General features: G+C 40.7%; 13 protein-coding genes. 4 read left to right on the top strand and 9 right to left on the bottom strand.

Annotation, left to right across the window (positions count from 1 at the left end):
• Window positions 1–31: 31 nt before the first annotated feature.
• From DFQ12_RS20300 to yihA, 3 genes are all read right to left on the bottom strand, one after another.
• Complete coding sequence (locus DFQ12_RS20300) at window positions 32–1,708, bottom strand: PNGase F N-terminal domain-containing protein (protein ID WP_120260863.1); 1,677 nt, start codon at window positions 1,706–1,708, stop codon at window positions 32–34.
• An 80-nt stretch (window positions 1,709–1,788) separates the two neighbouring features.
• Window positions 1,789–2,643, bottom strand: coding sequence for a UbiA-like polyprenyltransferase (locus DFQ12_RS20295; protein ID WP_120260862.1), 855 nt, complete (start codon window positions 2,641–2,643; stop codon window positions 1,789–1,791).
• A 103-nt stretch (window positions 2,644–2,746) separates the two neighbouring features.
• On the bottom strand, window positions 2,747–3,376 hold the full coding sequence (yihA, locus tag DFQ12_RS20290) for a ribosome biogenesis GTP-binding protein YihA/YsxC (RefSeq protein WP_120260861.1): 630 nt from the start codon (window positions 3,374–3,376) through the stop codon (window positions 2,747–2,749).
• 193 nt (window positions 3,377–3,569) lie between these two features.
• On the opposite strand from yihA, the gene DFQ12_RS20285 reads away from it, so the two are divergent.
• Window positions 3,570–4,505 carry an ABC transporter ATP-binding protein gene (locus DFQ12_RS20285; RefSeq protein WP_120260860.1) on the top strand — a complete coding sequence of 312 codons (936 nt, stop codon included), beginning with the start codon at window positions 3,570–3,572 and terminating at the stop codon, window positions 4,503–4,505.
• Complete coding sequence (locus DFQ12_RS20280; protein ID WP_120260859.1) at window positions 4,498–5,823, top strand: ABC transporter permease; 1,326 nt, start codon at window positions 4,498–4,500, stop codon at window positions 5,821–5,823. The genes DFQ12_RS20285 and DFQ12_RS20280 overlap by 8 nt, the downstream gene beginning before the upstream one ends.
• A 153-nt stretch (window positions 5,824–5,976) precedes the next feature.
• Here DFQ12_RS20280 and DFQ12_RS20275 read toward each other — a convergent pair whose 3' ends face one another.
• Entirely contained in the window at window positions 5,977–6,504 is a 528-nt protein-coding gene (locus DFQ12_RS20275; protein WP_120260858.1) for a DUF962 domain-containing protein, read from the bottom strand.
• 140 nt (window positions 6,505–6,644) lie between these two features.
• Between DFQ12_RS20275 and DFQ12_RS20270 the strand changes: the two genes are divergently transcribed.
• Window positions 6,645–7,298 (top strand): HAD family hydrolase, encoded by a 654-nt coding sequence (locus DFQ12_RS20270; RefSeq protein WP_120260857.1) that lies wholly within the window; start codon window positions 6,645–6,647, stop codon window positions 7,296–7,298.
• 163 nt (window positions 7,299–7,461) lie between these two features.
• On the opposite strand, the gene rny is transcribed toward DFQ12_RS20270, so the two are convergent.
• The 4 genes from rny to pheT all read right to left on the bottom strand — a co-directional run bounded on the left by rny (window position 7,462) and on the right by pheT (window position 12,523).
• Entirely contained in the window at window positions 7,462–9,015 is a 1,554-nt protein-coding gene (rny, locus tag DFQ12_RS20265; protein WP_120260856.1) for a ribonuclease Y, read from the bottom strand.
• Window positions 9,016–9,432: 417 nt separating this feature from the next.
• Complete coding sequence (locus DFQ12_RS20260) at window positions 9,433–9,723, bottom strand: cell division protein ZapA (protein WP_077432704.1); 291 nt, start codon at window positions 9,721–9,723, stop codon at window positions 9,433–9,435.
• Window positions 9,724–9,780: 57 nt separating this feature from the next.
• On the bottom strand, window positions 9,781–10,086 hold the full coding sequence (locus tag DFQ12_RS20255; RefSeq protein ID WP_077432703.1) for a hypothetical protein: 306 nt from the start codon (window positions 10,084–10,086) through the stop codon (window positions 9,781–9,783).
• Between the two features lie 40 nt (window positions 10,087–10,126).
• Window positions 10,127–12,523: a phenylalanine--tRNA ligase subunit beta gene (gene pheT / locus DFQ12_RS20250; RefSeq protein ID WP_120260855.1), complete on the bottom strand. Its 2,397-nt coding sequence runs from the start codon at window positions 12,521–12,523 to the stop codon at window positions 10,127–10,129.
• A 573-nt stretch (window positions 12,524–13,096) separates the two neighbouring features.
• On the opposite strand from pheT, the gene purL reads away from it, so the two are divergent.
• A complete protein-coding gene (purL, locus tag DFQ12_RS20245) occupies window positions 13,097–16,771 on the top strand; it encodes a phosphoribosylformylglycinamidine synthase (protein WP_120260854.1) in 3,675 nt (1,224 codons plus the stop codon).
• A 45-nt stretch (window positions 16,772–16,816) separates the two neighbouring features.
• Here the strand turns inward: purL and DFQ12_RS20240 are convergent, their stop codons facing one another.
• Window positions 16,817–17,263, bottom strand: a complete 447-nt coding sequence (locus DFQ12_RS20240; RefSeq protein WP_120260853.1) for a DoxX family protein — start codon at window positions 17,261–17,263, stop codon at window positions 16,817–16,819.
• Window positions 17,264–17,331 lie beyond the last annotated feature (68 nt).

The following is a 17,331-nucleotide window of genomic DNA, read 5'->3' as shown; positions in this document are numbered from 1 at the left end:
CAATCAATCAATCAATCAATCAATCAATCAATCAATCAAATAGCAAAGTTCCGCTGACATTCCAGCTACTGAAACTTGTACCTTCAGGAGCTCCCTGCGGGATCTGAACCTGTAATTTGTAATCACCAGCTTTTAAATCGCCCAAGTCGATATAAATCGGTGGAGTCACTGTTCCTGGGCACCAGTTGGAACGGCTCAGATCAGATGAAGACAATCCAGTGGCAAAATTACCCGAAGCAGGGTTGGATAAACGATAAGAGCCACAATCGTTGCGCCAAGGCGTGTATTTAAAGAGCAAGGTATCGTTTAAAAAAATACGGTTTTCTTTGGGAACAAACTCATCACCATTTCCCCAACCTCCATGACCGGTCGTGATATAACGTAACTGTACATTTTTAGCATCCTGATCCAAACGAAACGACAGTGTCAACCCTTTATCCTTATCGAACATAGATCCATACTCCTGCCCACCCATTTCCATCACATTGGTTGTCGTAAATAATGACATCGTCTTTTTCAGATTTCCTTCCGAACCTCCCTCAAACCCTGGATGAATTGTAAGCTCAACACTAACTTCATGACCATTCTTATCATAGTTGCCAATGAAAGCACCTACGTACACTTCCTGCTCACTTAGCATTCCTGCAAGTTCAGACACATCCTGTCTGTAAAGCACGGAATCTTGCCAAACCTTATCCTTTAGCTGAAGATAGTTAAATTGCTTAACACCAAAGGGTGTAAAGAAACGCATCAATTCAACAATAGGTTCGAAAGTCGCTGTTCTTACCACTCCCTGATAACTCTTGCCATTTCCATTTTCGTACTTCGGTAAGGTTGACATGCCATTTTTCATACCATCCAAAAAGCTCTGTGCTTTATTGGCTGGAATGATAAAAACGGATCCGGTACGGTCATATGCATCTCCTTTTGATTGCTCCACAAGTTGAACGAACACATTATCACTAGCTTTGATTTTTGGTATTTTGATTTTCTTGACAATCACTGTACCATTAGCAAAACGTAAGATCGAATCCGACTTGGTATCATCTGAAAAACGAATGCGTTCCTTTTGGAAAACCGGAAGTTGGACAAAACGGTTTTTCCAGATTAGATCTTTATAGGAAAGATCATCATAGCGTTTTTCGCTTCCTTTTAACTTCAATTGTTCAGGAATGGTCTTCACTTTCTCTACTTTTGTTGCAAAGGTACGTGTATTGCCATTTCTGATCACCTCTAACACCAAGCCAAGGTCCTGCCCGAGTTCACTCGGTGCTCCTTTTACCCCAAGTTTGTCCGTATACCAGATTTCAATCTTATTGGAATTGATACTGGTTTCCACTTTCTTACAGGGATACCCCAAGATGGTCTTGGTTTCGTTAGTCGGGTTAAATTTCTGTTTGGAAAGCGCCAAAGAGTCTCTTGTCAGGATAAGGGAACCATCTTTCAGTTTCGCAATCTTAAGCAAGGTATTTCCAGACGATCGCTCCACCAGTACGCGTTCGTAAGGCGGCAACAATTGTCCTTTTATATCTTTTTCCGAACTCACATAAGTTTCATTTGCATCGGCATAGACCAGTACCCCATTCTGATTGGCGGGTGTATTGCCATTAAAACTTTGATTGTACTGGATCACATAGCTCGTTAGCTTCTGGGCATAAGAGGACAATGACAGACATAAAATTGAAACAATAAGGATATTTTTCTTCATAGTACGCATATTGGATTAGACACAAAAATAAGAAAGGCTTTAGGAATTCCTAAAGCCTTTCTTATTTTATGCTAAAACGTTTATTTTATCAACCAGATATCCAAAAGATAAAAGACTGCAAAGATGACGGAAGCGTAACCATTGGTGGTCATAAAATCGCGGTTTACCCGACTTAAATTTGTCGATGAAAACAGCGTATGTTGATAGATCAACAACCCACCATAGAAAACCACACCTAAATAATAAATCCAGCCGACAGGCATTAAAAACGCTGGTATTAAAACAAATATAAAAGACAACACGTGTAAACATTCGGATACCCGCATCGCTCCTTTGGTTCCCAGCCAGACTGGAATAGAGTTCAACTTATTGGCGCGGTCAAAAGCTTCATCCTGCAAGGCATAAATAATATCAAAACCGCTTACCCAGGTCAGCACAGCAAAGCCATACAGGACTGGTACAGTTGCAAATTGCCCGGTGATAACGAGATATGCTCCGATCGGCGCTAAACCCAATCCTGCACCTAATACCAAATGGCATAAAGGCGTGATACGTTTGGTATACGAATAAAAAAGCACCACAAAAAGTGCAATCGGCGACAACATAAAGCACAGGGAATTTATAAAATAAGTCGCTGTGACAAAAAGTAAGCAGTTGACGATGGTAAAGATCAGCGCATTTTGGGCAGAAATCTTCCCTGCAGGAATATCCCGCATGGCAGTTCTCGGATTGATCGCATCAATATCGCGATCCAAGTACCTATTGAAGGCCATCGCTGCATTTCGCGCCGTTACCATGCACAATAACATTAATAGTAACAGCTTCCAAGAGAAAGCATATTCCGTGGTATGCAGTGCCAGAAAGAAACCAATAAGGGCAAATGGCAATGCGAATACACTGTGGGCAAATAAAACTAAGGAAAGATACTTCTTCATGAGATGATCTTATTTGACTTTAAAACGTTCGTCATCCTATCCCCGACAATGATCAGATTGACGAAGCTATTGTGTTGAACCAATATTTATTTTTTTGAAATACTTAAAACGGCATTCTTTCTTCCGGCTCTGGCCCTACAAATCGGCGGTTGACCTCATCAATGGTCTCCAAAATAGGCTCATGACCTAATTTCTTTTCAGCCGAAGTTAAAAAGATCGTTGGCACCTCCTCAAACCATTGCAAAAGCTCCTTTTTAAATTTCGCGATATTTGCATCAGATTTCACTGCCGATTGTTTGTCTGCTTTGGTAAAGACCAGCATAAAAGGTAAGCCGCATTCACCCAACCAGTAACAGAAGTCAAGATCGATCTTCTGCGGTTCAAGACGACTGTCCACCAAGACAAATACACATTGTAGATTATCTCTATGTGTCAGGTATCTACGAATGAATTTCTCCCATTCATTGCGACTCGTTTTGGATGCTTTCGCGAATCCATAACCGGGCAAATCGACCAGATACCACGTATCGTCTATAATAAAATGATTGATCAATTGAGTCTTACCAGGTTTTTGAGAGGTCTTGGCAAGGCCCTTCTTATTTGTCATAGCATTGATCAAAGAAGATTTACCTACATTAGAACGACCTATAAAGGCGTACTCAGGCAAATTTGGCGCAGGTAATTTGTCAACTCTCGTGTTGCTACACACGAATTCGGCTTTTTTTACTTCCATGGAACAAAGGTACATTAAATGAATCCGTTTGACAAGGTTTCCGCCGCTTCTATACCAGAAAAAACTTCATGGTCATGCTGTAACATTTACGGGCATTTACATACTAATAGTCAAAATAAACAAGTGTATCTTTGATAACACAGGATATATGCTCTTTTTTCTCCATACAGAATTTAATTAAACCTTAGAAAAGATGTTACTCGAAATCAATCATGTCACCAAGGATTACGCCAATCATCGCGCATTGGACGATGTATCCATCCAGATTCCAAAAGGAAAGATTTTTGGACTACTGGGACCCAATGGGGCCGGAAAAACATCACTGATCCGTATCATTAACCAGATCACTGCACCCGATTCCGGTGAAATCCAATTTAATGGGGAAGTATTAGGCCCACAGCATATTGCCCAGATAGGCTATCTTCCGGAAGAACGTGGTCTCTACAAAAAAATGAAAATCGGGGATCAGATGCTTTACCTGGCACAATTGAAAGGGCTTTCAAAAAAAGAAGCTTTACATCGAATACACGATTGGTGCGAGCGACTTGATATAACTTCATGGTGGGATAAGAAGATTGAAGATCTCAGCAAGGGAATGCAGCAGAAGGTGCAATTTGTGGCCACGGTTATTCACCAACCGCAATTGATTATCCTTGATGAACCCTTCTCAGGTTTTGACCCAGTGAATGCCAATATCATCAAAGAACAGATCCTACGGTTAAATGCGGAAGGTGCTACAATTATCTTCTCTACCCATCGTATGGAAACGGTAGAAGAACTCTGCGACCATATTGCTTTGATCCACCGCTCCAAGAAAATCCTGGATGGTCCCGTACAAGATATCAAGAAAGACTACAGAAACCAAACCTATACATTGGAATTTACCCCCAATGCAGAAGGTATTGACATCAGCAATGAAAGTCTATTTAAAATTATCAGCTCATCACAAAAAGAAAATATTTACAATACTACTATTCAGCTAAATAAAGATGTCAATATAAACAATGTATTAATACAATTATTACCAAAAATACAGCTCAATCAAATCATTGAGCTTGTCCCTTCCATGGCAGATATTTTTATCCAGAAGGTTACTGAGGTCTCACCTTTATCCCCAGATCATGCATAAGATATTACTCATCATTCAACGGGAATATCTATCCCGAGTCAAGAAAAGATCATTCATTGTGATGACTTTCGCGGTCCCCCTCTTCTTTTTTGCGCTGTATGCAGGTATGTTTTACCTGACAAAAAAGAGCTTTAAAGATGCCCATACAGAAGTCTTTATCATTGATCAACAGGGCGACTTTGCCAATAGGCTTCAAAGCAATAAAAATGTAAGCTACAAGAAGAGTCAGCTACCGCTGCAGCAACAAAAGCAACGCCTGGCCCAAGAGCAAACCAAACAGGCGATCTTATACATCCCTCAAGATATCCTGACGACACAAAAGGCTGAATTGATTACCAGCGGCAAAACAAGTTTTGTCACGCAGGAGATTATCAGTGGTCAGTTGGAAGACATCATTCGGGAAAAGGAATATAAAGCCAAAGGGATAGACCTCAAGCTGATTCAGTCGATTAAACCTAAGGTGGATATTGAAGCGAAAGAAATAACGGCAGACGGTGAGGAAAAAAACAGCAATACGGCAATAGCCATGGGGATTGGAGTCGCCTTGGCTATTTTGGTTTACCTGTCCCTCTTTCTCTATGGCGCGCAAGTCATGCGGGGTATCATTGAAGAAAAAAGCAATCGCATTATAGAAGTTATTATTTCTTCTGTAAAACCCTTTCAGCTTATGATGGGAAAAATTGTAGGGATCGGTATGGTTGGCCTTACACAATTTGTGATGTGGCTTGTACTCACGCTAGGGCTCTTTCTTGTGGCTACTACATTATTTGTCAATCCACAAGACATACAGGAAGTCGCCGCCGGTCAGCCTGGAGCGGCCAATATGGGAACAGTATCCAAAGCAATGGGACAAGGTGGTTCTGCCTCTATTCTCGCTTCAATCCAAAGTTTCAACTTCACAGAGGTTATTGTATTCTTCTTTCTGTTCTTTATTGCAGGTTACCTCCTGTATAGCGCTATATTTGCCGCTGCGGGTTCTGCCGTAGATAACGAAACCGAGGCCAATCAGTTTTCCATGCCGATCACCATGCCCCTATTGTTGACGTATATTCTTTCTTTCGGAGTTATTATTAACGATCCCAATGGTCCAATTGCCACCTGGCTGAGTTTTATTCCATTTACATCCCCCATCGCTATGCTGGTTCGTATTCCTTTTGGTGTCCCCCTATGGCAGATATTGACTTCATTAGCTTTGCTTATTTTAACCTTCCTACTGATCACTTGGGTAGCTGCACGTATCTATCGTGTAGGGATATTGATCTATGGAAAGAAAGCCAGTCTCAAAGAAATCATCAAATGGTTTAATTATAAAAATTGATCGGACCGATCGACAGGCATATAAAGAAGCGAAGGCTGGATTGTATTGTACAATCCAGCCTTCGCTTCTTATCAACCCAACTGTCAAAACCTCAGTTCAAACAGCTCCATAAACCTGCTTTTCTTTCAGTATAACAACTATACGGCAAATGGGTTAATATCTAATATTGAACTTCTGAAATACAAAATGCCATAGCCATATCGGGCCTATCAGTAGAAATTGCAGAAACTGCTTTCCAGTAATTGCCTTTTTCTCTTTTCCTTTACCGAGAAACAGTGCGACTAACGCCAGCAATGTGATCGCCAAGCATACCCAGATTACCGCAGGACCACCGTTTTTTTGTACATATTCCAACTGAACAATAAAAAAGCTCATTGCTCCTATCGAGAACAAAATTGCATAAGACAGGGTTGCGGATAATTTCAGGTAAAAATAGATGATAATTGCAATGAAGAAAGAACCCCAATTCAAAAAGGTGTGCCAATTGAGCTTCACTAAAAATTCAAACTGTGGAAAAGGAATCATCCAAATACAGCCCATCACACCGAAGAATAACAACGGCAAAAAGATGATCTGAATAATACGATTGGTTGGATCTTGAAAATTAGCATCCAATTCCTCAAAATAGGTATCTACTGGACGTTTCGGTTCTACTTCCTGAACTTTCTTCTTTTGTTTCATTCGGCAAATTTAATAAATATTGATCTGCATAAACCGTTGAACGGAATAATATTCTCATTTTTTTAGTCTGTCGCTTGTCATTATATGCTTTCTTCGACCTTTAACTGGCAATCTCCTATCCAATTACGTAATATTGCAACATGAAGTCTTACAAACATATCTTATTTGATCTCGATGGTACGCTGACAGACCCTGCTGAGGGCATCACCAAATGCATTGCGTATGCACTCGAAGCAAAAGGAGTACATACGCCTGATTTAAATAGCCTGAAGCCATTAATTGGCCCTCCGTTGAAAGATACCTTCATGCATACCTATGGATTTGACGAAAAGGAAGCTTTGGCTTGTGTGGACAAATACCGTGAACGCTTTGCGACCCAGGGTTTATATGAGAATCTGCTCTTTGATGGTATCCCCAAATTACTGGAAGGACTAAAATCGAAAGACTACAAGGTATACTTAGCGACCTCTAAACCCGAAATTTTTGCACATAAGATTTTACAACATTTTGCAATCGACAGTTACTTCGATTTTGCTGGCGGAAGTGCATTGGACGATTCCAGACCGACCAAGACAAGTGTCATTCAGTACGTATTGGATAAGGCTAGGCTGACTGATCCACAGCACTGTATTATGATCGGCGACCGCAAGCACGATCTAATTGGCGCCCGAGAAACGGGCATGGATGCCATCGCTGTGCTTTATGGATATGGTAGTGAGGAAGAACTTATGAAGGAAAAGCCAACCTATCTGCTGCATAGTGTGGATGATTTAATGGAGTTTTTTGACGCATAAACAGATTTTCAGAAGAAATAACTATGTTCGCACAGGTGGACCGCCGAAAACTTCCCCGCATCAAAATATACAGCAAAAAAACGCCCCAATCAATGATTGAGGCGTTTTTATTATTATTTGTTTACCAAAGATCCTGTTTTGTTTTTCAGGACTCTTCCATACGTTATTTCGCGTAAGATACGGATCTCGTCTCCCGGATGACAGTCACTTTAATCTGACCTGGATAAGTCATTTCAGTCTGTATACGGTTTGAGATATCAGCTGCCAATATTTCTGATTGCGCATCCGATACTTTTTCACTCTCAACGATGACACGTAATTCACGACCTGCCTGTATCGCAAAAGTTTTCTCGACACCAGGGTAAGATAGTGCCAAGTCTTCAAGTTCTTTCAAACGTTTGATGTAGCTTTCAACAACTTCACGACGTGCTCCAGGGCGTGCTCCTGAGATAGCATCACAGGCTTGTACCACAGGAGAAATTAAGGCTGTCATCTCAATTTCATCGTGGTGAGCACCAATGGCATTACAAACATCTGGATGTTCCTTATATTTTTCAGCCAATTGCATACCTAGAATCGCGTGTGGCAATTCAGGATTATCATCAGGCACTTTACCAATATCATGCAATAGTCCGGCACGTTTGGCATGTTTTACATTCAATCCCAACTCAGCAGCCATTGTTGCCGCAAAATTGGCAACCTCACGAGAGTGCTGTAGAAGGTTCTGACCATAAGAAGAACGGTAACGCATACGTCCCACCATACGGATCAGTTCAGGATGCAATCCATGGATACCCAGATCGATAGCTGTACGTTCCCCAATCTCAACAATCTCGTCTTCAATCTGTGTCCGTGTTTTTGCTACAACCTCCTCAATACGAGCTGGGTGGATACGGCCATCCGTTACAAGACGGTGTAAAGCCAAACGGGCAATCTCACGACGTACTGGATCGAAACCAGAAAGGATAATTGCCTCCGGTGTATCATCCACGATGATCTCTACACCTGTTGCAGCTTCCAATGCACGGATATTACGGCCCTCACGACCAATAATACGACCTTTGATCTCATCATTTTCGATATTGAAAATGGAAACGGTATTTTCGATTGCAGATTCAGTAGCGGTACGTTGGATCGTTTGGATAACGACTTTTTTCGCTTCTTTCGTCGCGGTCAATTTCGCTTCGTCCACAATATCCTTGATCTGAATCATTGCTTGGGAACGGGCTTCCTCGCGCAATGAATCCACCAATTGGTTTTTAGCTTCGTCAGCTGTAACACCAGCGATACTCTCCAATTGTTTGATCTGTTGTAATTTTAAAGCCTCGACTTCTTCGGATTTCTTTTCATTAAGTTCAACCAATTTATCCAATTGCTTCTTTTTGGTATCCACATCCTGCTTATCGCGATTGATGCTTTCAAGCTTTTGGTTAATCGATTGTTCTTTCTGTCTCAACGTATTTTCCTTTTGGTTGATGGTGTTGTTACGTTGATTCACCTCCTTTTCATGTTCGGATTTTAGTTGAAGGAATTTTTCTTTAGCCTCTAAAAGGCGTTTCTTTTTAATGTGTTCTCCTTCTTGCTCTGCATCTTTTAGTATGCTATTTACCTTATCTTTGGCTTCCTGTTCTTGTTTTTTGAATAACAGAACCAGCAGATAACGACCTATAACTACACCAACAATCAGAGAAATTATGATATAAATTGCGACGTCCATGTATGTATAATTGTATTATATATGTTTGTTTTTATTAATTATTAAATTTCAATAGCATAAATATCTTTGCCATTTTTTGAACTGGACACCAGCTGATTTAATGCCATTGGTATTCCGATATACTTCTTGGGAATACCAGCGATTGAATCAGACAATGTTTACATTGTATGCAAACAGGCCCAACGCATGATGGTTTCAAAACAAAAAAAAACCGCAATTAAATTTAAACAGGTCTCATGTATTATTAAACTTCGTGATTACATAATTAGGCTTAGATTATGACCCAGATGGCTTTCGCAAAATGGCCTATATCTTTTTGCGCCTGTAATATTGAAGCGTTAAGTTTAAAATAGTGACAACCCGAATTTAATTGCGGCAAATTCGTCGTTTTAAGCTCTAAATATAAAGAACGTAAATTTATTTGTTAAAGAAATCCGTCAACAACTGATCAAGCTCCTGTACTGAATTCTCCAGCCCCACTTCGTGGTTCTGGGACTGTCGCTCCGCATTTAACATTCGCGTAGCGAACTGCAATACACACATGGACAACAAATCCTGCTTATCTCTAACAGTATAGTTTTCCTGCAATTCCTTTACTTTTTCATTTATCAATTTCGCAGCATGTCGAATCACTTCTTCCTCCGCGCTTTCCACCCGAAGGGGATAAACACGATCTGCGATATTTATTTTTATGGAAATCTCTCCCATTTCTTTGAGCTTTTTAACGTTGTATTAGTTTAAATTCCGATAATCTCCAAATTCCAACTACTTCAACAAACTAATACACTTGTCTATTTCTCGCACAAAATCGTTAATTTTTTGTTTTGTGTCAAGTATTTTTTCATTAATTGCTTCCTTATCCGTTTCTGAATCCAAGGTTCGGGCTACTGCCAGCGCCTTGACTTTCTCTTCCAACTGCTTGCTTTTATCGTTGCTCGCGTCGAAAGCCACTTTTAAGGATTGTACCTCTAATTTAAGCAAATCATTTTCTTCTTGCAAGACTTCGCACATTTGAATTAAGTTTTTCGTTTTCTCAACGATCAGATTCATTTGTGAAGACAATGTTGCCATAGCGTAAATCGAATATTACCAATTAATGTTCTATATCTAATTAACCACGCACCTCTGCGCTTAGTTCCTTCTCAAAATTAACAATTAATTTTTGAACTATCGCATCAATTTGTTTATCGGTCAATGTTTTTTCTTCGTCTTGCAGGATAAAGCTCAGAGCATAAGACTTTTTCCCTTCCGGAATTTTATCACCTTTATACACATCAAACACATTTACCTCCTTTAAAAGCTTGCGTTCGGTCTTTTGAGCGACAAATTGAAGCTTATCGAAGCTCACATTTTCGTCAATCAACAGGGATAAATCACGACGTACAGCAGGGAATTTCGACACTTCCTTGTATTGAATACTATTCTTGCGAATGATTTTCATTAAGACATCCCAGTCAAAATCTGCAAAGAAAACCTGCCCCTCAACATCTGCTTTTTTCAAGTTGGCATTAGCTACCGCACCGAAAGAAACCAGACATTTCTGACCTTTCATATAACTCAATCCGTAGGCAAAATGATTGCTCGGTGCATCTTGTATTTGTATGCCCTCAATCTTTAGACGTTTGACAATGGTATCAACTGCAGCTTTAAGGTTATAGAAATTGACATTACCTTTTTTGCTATTCCACTGTTCAGCTTCCTCTCTGCCTGTTATTGCAAAAGTCAAATGCTGCGTTTCTTTATATCCCTCACCGTCCAACGCATAAGTTTTGCCGAATTCAAAAAATTTCAGATCAAAATTTCTACGCTTCTGATTATATTCAATGGCATTCAACACAGAGAATAACATGTTTTGACGCATGGTATCCAAGTCCGAGCTCAAGGGATTGAACAATCTGACAGCAGTTTCACTGTCGTCTGCATAATCAAGCTTTGTCAACGAATTTGCCAATATTTCACGGAATCCATTACCGATCAATAAGTCCGCAAGTTGATTTAAGACAACTTCTTTATCTGGTTTTTCGACCGTGTTTAAGGAAGCCTTAATTTGGGATTTTAGTTCGATGTTATTGTAGCCATAAATCCGTAATACCTCTTCCACAACATCTACTTCGCGGGTTACATCGACACGATAAGCAGGCACTAAAACATCTAGTCCCGCAGCTGTCTCCGAAGCAATCTCAATACCAAGGGCAACGATAATAGCTCTAATTTCTTCATTTGGGATTGCTTGCCCAATTAAACTTACCACGTTCGCATAGCTCACATGGAATGAGAATGGTTTAATTTCGACAGGATATACATCTTTCAAGGTCGAAGATATCGTCCCTCCAGCAATTTCCTGAATCAACAATGCCGCACGTTTTAACGCTTCTACAGTAATGTTAGGATCTGTACCACGTTCGAAACGGAACGAAGCATCTGTTTTCAGACCATGTCTTTTAGAGGTCTTACGCACTGATACAGCATTAAAATAAGCCGATTCCAAAAACACATTGGTTGTTTCTGTCGAAACACCTGAATGTGCACCACCAAAAACACCAGCGATACACATTGGTTTTTCAGCATCTGCAATCACAAGGTCTTCAGCAGAAAGCGTCCGTTCCACAGCATCTAGGGTCACAAACTTCTCCCCTTCTTTTGCTGTACGGACAAGCACCTTGTTACCGGCAATTTTATCCGCATCAAACGCATGCAATGGTTGGCCTAGGTCGTGCAATATATAATTGGTGATATCCACAATATTATTGATTGGACGTACACCGATCACATTTAATTTTTCTTTCAACCAATCAGGTGATTCTGCAACCTGAACACCGGAAATATTGATTCCACTATAACGTGGACAAGCCGCAGTGTCTTCGACAACAACAGCTGTACCTGCTTCCTCAGCCGCTTGAAAGGCCGAAATATCCGCTTTTAGAATATTCGTACGGAAATAAGCAGCGATATCGCGTGCTACACCTAAATGGGATGCCGCATCCGCACGATTCGGTGTAAGGCCTATTTCGTAACGGTAATCATCCTGAATATTGAAATGATCTTTCACCAATGTCCCTACCGCAACATCAGCTGGCAATTCAACAATACCGGCATGCGATGTACCTAAACCGATTTCATCTTCACCACATAACATACCTTCGGATACTTCGCCACGAATTTTAGATTTGGTAATCTTAAAGGGTTCTCCGCTCAAAGGGTGACATGTTGTACCTACTGTTGCCACAATTACTTTCAATCCTGTACGGCAATTTGGCGCCCCACATACGATATTCAGTAATTCAGAAGCGCCTACATCAACTGTAGTAACGCGCAATTTATCAGCATTCGGGTGTTGCTCACAAGTTTTTACTTCGCCAACGACCAAACCATCCAATCCACCGGGGATACTCTGTACGACGTCCAGTGCCTCTACTTCCAATCCTGTGTTTGTCAAGATCAAAGATAATTCCTCCGGCGTCGAATCTATATTAACGTGTTGTTTTAACCAATTATATGAAATGTTCATCTCGAATTTGATTTGATGCACAAACTTAGATAAATTTGACTTTGTATGCAATTATAATTGCGTAGTATATCAATTTATCCCTGTCAATACATGCATTTTCCCAGGCGCTCACCCTACTATAATCTTACTGTTCCTCGCATTCTTTGCAATCTGCCATATCCTGATTGCTACCCGCCTTGCTCGTTATAATGCACTGAGAAAACAGGATTCTTAAAGATTGAAAAAAATCGAATAGAAGATGACTATGAAGTTGGTTGATCGACAGCCTAATTCAATCTTTGCCTTGGGATACGCATTAGATCCACATCCCAAGGCTCGATCATGTTATACTCATAGGGAATAGGGTTTACGAATCTACCACCTACAAGCGACCTATCCTAATAGCGGGTAGAATGATAACATTTATTTACACGAATTAACATAACTTTACATTTATTTACATTAGAACCTTTATTTCACTGTTTTTAAACCGAATAGTAACCACTATTTTTTAATCAAAATTCAATCATTTCCATAAAAATAATATGTAACTTTGTGCTTTAATTTGAAGAACGTTCAAAACAAACATTTATAATGATTCATTTCTTTGAGAACCCATCGAACACCGTATATGGTGTTCAAAGCGTAAACTCTTTATCACAAGAAGACATTACTAAACTCAACTGGCTATTCGGCAACGCCAAAAAACTCGACGACCAAACCCTTAACCATTACTTTGTAGGCCCCCGCGCAGCGATGGTCACTCCTTGGAGTACCAATGCAGTAGAAATCACACAGAACATGGGTATTGAAGGAATTGTTCGTATCGAAGAATTTCAACCGGTACCAGCAGATTTCAATGATTTCGATCCAATGATTTCGCAAAAGTTCAGTATGTTGACGCAGGATATGTATACGGTCAACATCACACCAGAACCTATTTTGGAAATTGAAGACATTGACGCCTACAACAAATCCGAAGGATTGGCATTAAATCCGGAAGAAGTAGCCTACCTAAACAATCTTGCCACCAAATTGGGCCGTCTTTTAACAGACTCCGAGGTCTTTGCTTTTTCACAAGCCAATTCTGAGCACTGTAGACATAAGATTTTCAATGGTACATTTATCATTGATGGTGAAGAACAACCTACTTCCCTATTTAAATTAATCAAGAAAACTTCCGAAACAAATCCAAATGAGATTGTTTCTGCGTATAAAGACAACGTAGCCTTTATTAAAGGCCCACGGGTCACCCAGTTTGCACCTAAATCCGCTGACAAGCCTGACTTTTACGAGGAGAAATCTTTCGATTCTGTTTTATCCGTAAAAGCCGAAACCCACAATTTCCCAACAACTGTAGAGCCTTTCTCTGGAGCGGCGACAGGATCTGGTGGTGAAATTCGTGACCGTATGGCCGGTGGTCAAGGCGCGATTCCTTTGGCGGGTACCGCGGTCTATATGACAGCCTATTCCCGTCTATTGCAAGATCGTCCTTGGGAAAAAGCAATGCCAGAACGCCAATGGCTTTACCAAACACCAGTGGATATCCTTATCAAAGCTTCCAATGGAGCTTCTGACTTCGGTAATAAATTCGGACAACCCTTGATTACGGGATCTGTACTGACCTTTGAACATGAAGAAGAAGGCCGTAAGCTTGGTTATGACAAAGTCATCATGCAAGCTGGTGGTGTCGGTTATGGAAAATTGGATCAAGCCAAAAAACATACCCCAAAAATAGGTGATAAAATCGTCATCTTAGGAGGTGAAAATTACCGTATCGGTATGGGCGGTGCAGCAGTATCCTCTGCTGATACAGGTGCTTTCGGGTCAGGCATTGAATTGAATGCCATTCAACGCTCAAATCCGGAAATGCAAAAACGTGCGGCCAATGCTGTACGAAGCTTAGTTGAAGCAGATCATAACCCAATTGTTTCTATCCATGACCATGGCGCTGGTGGACACCTCAACTGTCTATCCGAATTGGTGGAGGAAACAGGTGGTTTAATTGATCTTGATGCGCTTCCGGTAGGTGACCCTACGCTTTCAGCAAAAGAAATCATCGGCAATGAGTCTCAGGAAAGAATGGGCTTGGTGATTGCTGAAGATGATATTGCAATCCTAAAGCGTGTTGCTGATCGTGAACGTGCACCAATGTACACCGTAGGTGATGTCACCGGAGATCACCGCTTCACATTTGCATCAAAAAGCAATGGTGCCAAACCAATGGATTATGCCTTAGAGGATTTCTTTGGTTCATCACCAAAGACCTTTATGCGTGATAAAATAGTTGCTCGTAATTATGCAGATCTTACCTATGATTCTGCGGATATCCCGAGCTATTTAAATCAGGTACTACAATTGGAGGCTGTGGCTTCCAAAGATTGGTTGACCAATAAAGTGGACCGTTGTGTGGGTGGCCGTGTTGCCAAACAACAATGTGCAGGTCCATTACAGTTACCTTTAAATAACGTTGGTGTCATGGCTCTTGACTACAAAGGAAAAGAGGGTATCGCAACAACGATAGGGCACTCCCCTGTCGCAGCATTAATTGATCCGGCAGCGGCTAGTAAAACTGCTATCGCAGAATCATTATCAAATATCGTATTTGCACCGATTATAAATGGTCTTGCAGGCATCTCATTGTCAGCCAACTGGATGTGGGCAGCAAATAACGAAGGTGAAGATGCTCGACTTTATCAGGCTGTCAAAGCTTGTTCGGATTTTGCAATCGCACTAGGAATCAATATCCCTACAGGAAAAGACTCCCTGTCGATGAAGCAAAAATATCCAAATGGCGAAAATGTAATTGCTCCCGGCACATTGATTATTTCAGCAGCTGGAAATTGTACGGATATTACTAAAGTAGTTGAACCTGTCTTAAACAAAAATGCAGGATCCATTTACTACATCAATCTATCAAAAGACAACTTCAAATTAGGTGGTTCGTCTTTCGCTCAGATTGTCAATAAATTAGGTGCAGAAGTTCCCACAATCCAAGATGCAAACTATTTCAAAACAGCATTCAATACCGTTCAGCAATTAATCAACGATAACCAAATCGAAGCCGGTCATGATATCGGATCCGGTGGTTTGATCATGACCCTTTTGGAAATGACATTTGCAGATGTGAATTTGGCTGCAAATTATGACCTTTCGGGATTAAATGAGTCTGATGCTGTAAAAGTATTGTTCAGTGAAAATATTGGACTTGTACTTCAAGCTAAAAATGATACTGTTTTCGAGCAAGCTGTTAAAGAAGCTGGCGTAAATGCCATAAAAATTGGCCAGGCAGTAGCAGGAAACGCCGTTACCATCAAAAACGGAGAAGAGAACTTCAGCTTTGATGTTGCGGCAACACGTGATGTTTGGTCGACCACTTCATTCCTATTGGATTCGAAACAATCGAAAAACGGAACTGCACAACAACGTTTCGATAACTATAAAAATCAACCTTTAACATTTACCTTCCCAAGTCAGTTCAACGGCAAAAAACCGGTGATCGACGGAAGTAAAGCACGTCCAAAAGCGGCAATTCTTCGGGAAAAGGGCTCCAACTCGGAACGCGAGATGGCAAATGCGATGTTCTTAGCAGGTTTTGATGTGAAGGATGTTCATATGACTGACTTGATTTCAGGCCGTGAGACTTTGGAAGACATTCAATTTATCGGTGCTGTTGGTGGATTCTCCAACTCGGATGTACTGGGTTCGGCAAAAGGATGGGCCGGAGCATTCCTCTACAATGAGAAAGCGAAAAAGGCATTGACCGATTTCTTTGCACGCCCAGACACGCTTTCGGTTGGTATCTGTAATGGATGCCAGTTGTTTATGGAATTGGAAATGATCAATCCAGAGCACGAGGTTCATGGTAAAATGTTGCACAACACTTCGGGCAAACACGAGTCAAATTTCATTTCCGTGAAAGTTCAGGAAAATAACTCCGTTATGCTTTCTACATTAGCAGGAAGTACATTGGGTGTTTGGATTTCACATGGTGAAGGAAAATTCAATCTACCGTATGCAGAGGAACAATACAATATTGTTGCGAAATACGGTTATGAGCAATATCCACACAATCCAAATGGCTCGGATTACAATACAGCGATGATCTGCGATAAAACTGGTCGCCATTTGGCCACAATGCCGCATATCGAGCGCTCAATTTTCCAATGGCATTGGGCAAACTATCCAAAAGGACGTCAGGATGAAGTTTCTCCTTGGTTAGAGGCTTTCGTCAATGCGCGCAATTGGATTGACAATCAAAGCAAGTAATAAGTACTACATAAAAGCTCCTTCATCTATGAAGGAGCTTCTTTTTTAGATATCCCTTTTATATCCTGGTTTGTTCATCATATTGTCAAGGGAATATTTTCCAGATCCCATGACCATAAAAAAGATCAACAAAAAGAATACGACTATAGAAAGCCACAATTCGGAATTCACATAACTAAAGCCATTGGTGATATTAACAAAAAAGACAGCTCCCACCAAGACTGGCAACAACAATAAAGAAGCTAAACGGGTTTGAAAACCCAAAATAAGGAATAACCCGCCAACCAAGTGTGTAAATACCACATAGTGAACAGCGCCCCAAATCGAAAGATGAAAGCTACTTTGTTCAATCATGTGCTCAACCACTTGCCTATCGTTTACAAAAGTTACGCCTTTGGCGAAAATCATAATACCCAAGGCAATTCTTAGGTAATCAATCCATTGTGGATGATGGACATTTCCCCAATGCTCAATTCTATGTATCAGGTTCATAACATACCTCCTTTTATAGATGGTTATACTGCTATAACAACTGAATAACAAAAAAGTTGTAGCTCAGT

The sequence above is a fragment of the Sphingobacterium detergens genome (genome assembly GCF_003610355.1).
In the GTDB taxonomy this organism is placed as follows: Bacteria; Bacteroidota; Bacteroidia; order Sphingobacteriales; family Sphingobacteriaceae; genus Sphingobacterium; species Sphingobacterium detergens.
The sequence above is the reverse complement of the archived record's forward strand: the minus strand, read 5'-3'. Positions and strand labels throughout refer to the sequence as shown.

Bases quoted from the DNA above. Each gene is read 5' to 3' on its own strand.
- DFQ12_RS20300 (WP_120260863.1), bottom strand. From the start codon at position 1,708: ATGAAGAAAAATATCCTTATTGTTTCAATTTTATGTCTGTCATTGTCC.
- DFQ12_RS20295 (WP_120260862.1), bottom strand. From the start codon at position 2,643: ATGAAGAAGTATCTTTCCTTAGTTTTATTTGCCCACAGTGTATTCGCA.
- yihA (WP_120260861.1), bottom strand. From the start codon at position 3,376: ATGGAAGTAAAAAAAGCCGAATTCGTGTGTAGCAACACGAGAGTTGAC.
- DFQ12_RS20285 (WP_120260860.1), top strand. From the start codon at position 3,570: ATGTTACTCGAAATCAATCATGTCACCAAGGATTACGCCAATCATCGC.
- DFQ12_RS20280 (WP_120260859.1), top strand. From the start codon at position 4,498: ATGCATAAGATATTACTCATCATTCAACGGGAATATCTATCCCGAGTC.
- DFQ12_RS20275 (WP_120260858.1), bottom strand. From the start codon at position 6,504: ATGAAACAAAAGAAGAAAGTTCAGGAAGTAGAACCGAAACGTCCAGTA.
- DFQ12_RS20270 (WP_120260857.1), top strand. From the start codon at position 6,645: ATGAAGTCTTACAAACATATCTTATTTGATCTCGATGGTACGCTGACA.
- rny (WP_120260856.1), bottom strand. From the start codon at position 9,015: ATGGACGTCGCAATTTATATCATAATTTCTCTGATTGTTGGTGTAGTT.
- DFQ12_RS20260 (WP_077432704.1), bottom strand. From the start codon at position 9,723: ATGGGAGAGATTTCCATAAAAATAAATATCGCAGATCGTGTTTATCCC.
- DFQ12_RS20255 (WP_077432703.1), bottom strand. From the start codon at position 10,086: ATGGCAACATTGTCTTCACAAATGAATCTGATCGTTGAGAAAACGAAA.
- pheT (WP_120260855.1), bottom strand. From the start codon at position 12,523: ATGAACATTTCATATAATTGGTTAAAACAACACGTTAATATAGATTCG.
- purL (WP_120260854.1), top strand. From the start codon at position 13,097: ATGATTCATTTCTTTGAGAACCCATCGAACACCGTATATGGTGTTCAA.
- DFQ12_RS20240 (WP_120260853.1), bottom strand. From the start codon at position 17,263: ATGAACCTGATACATAGAATTGAGCATTGGGGAAATGTCCATCATCCA.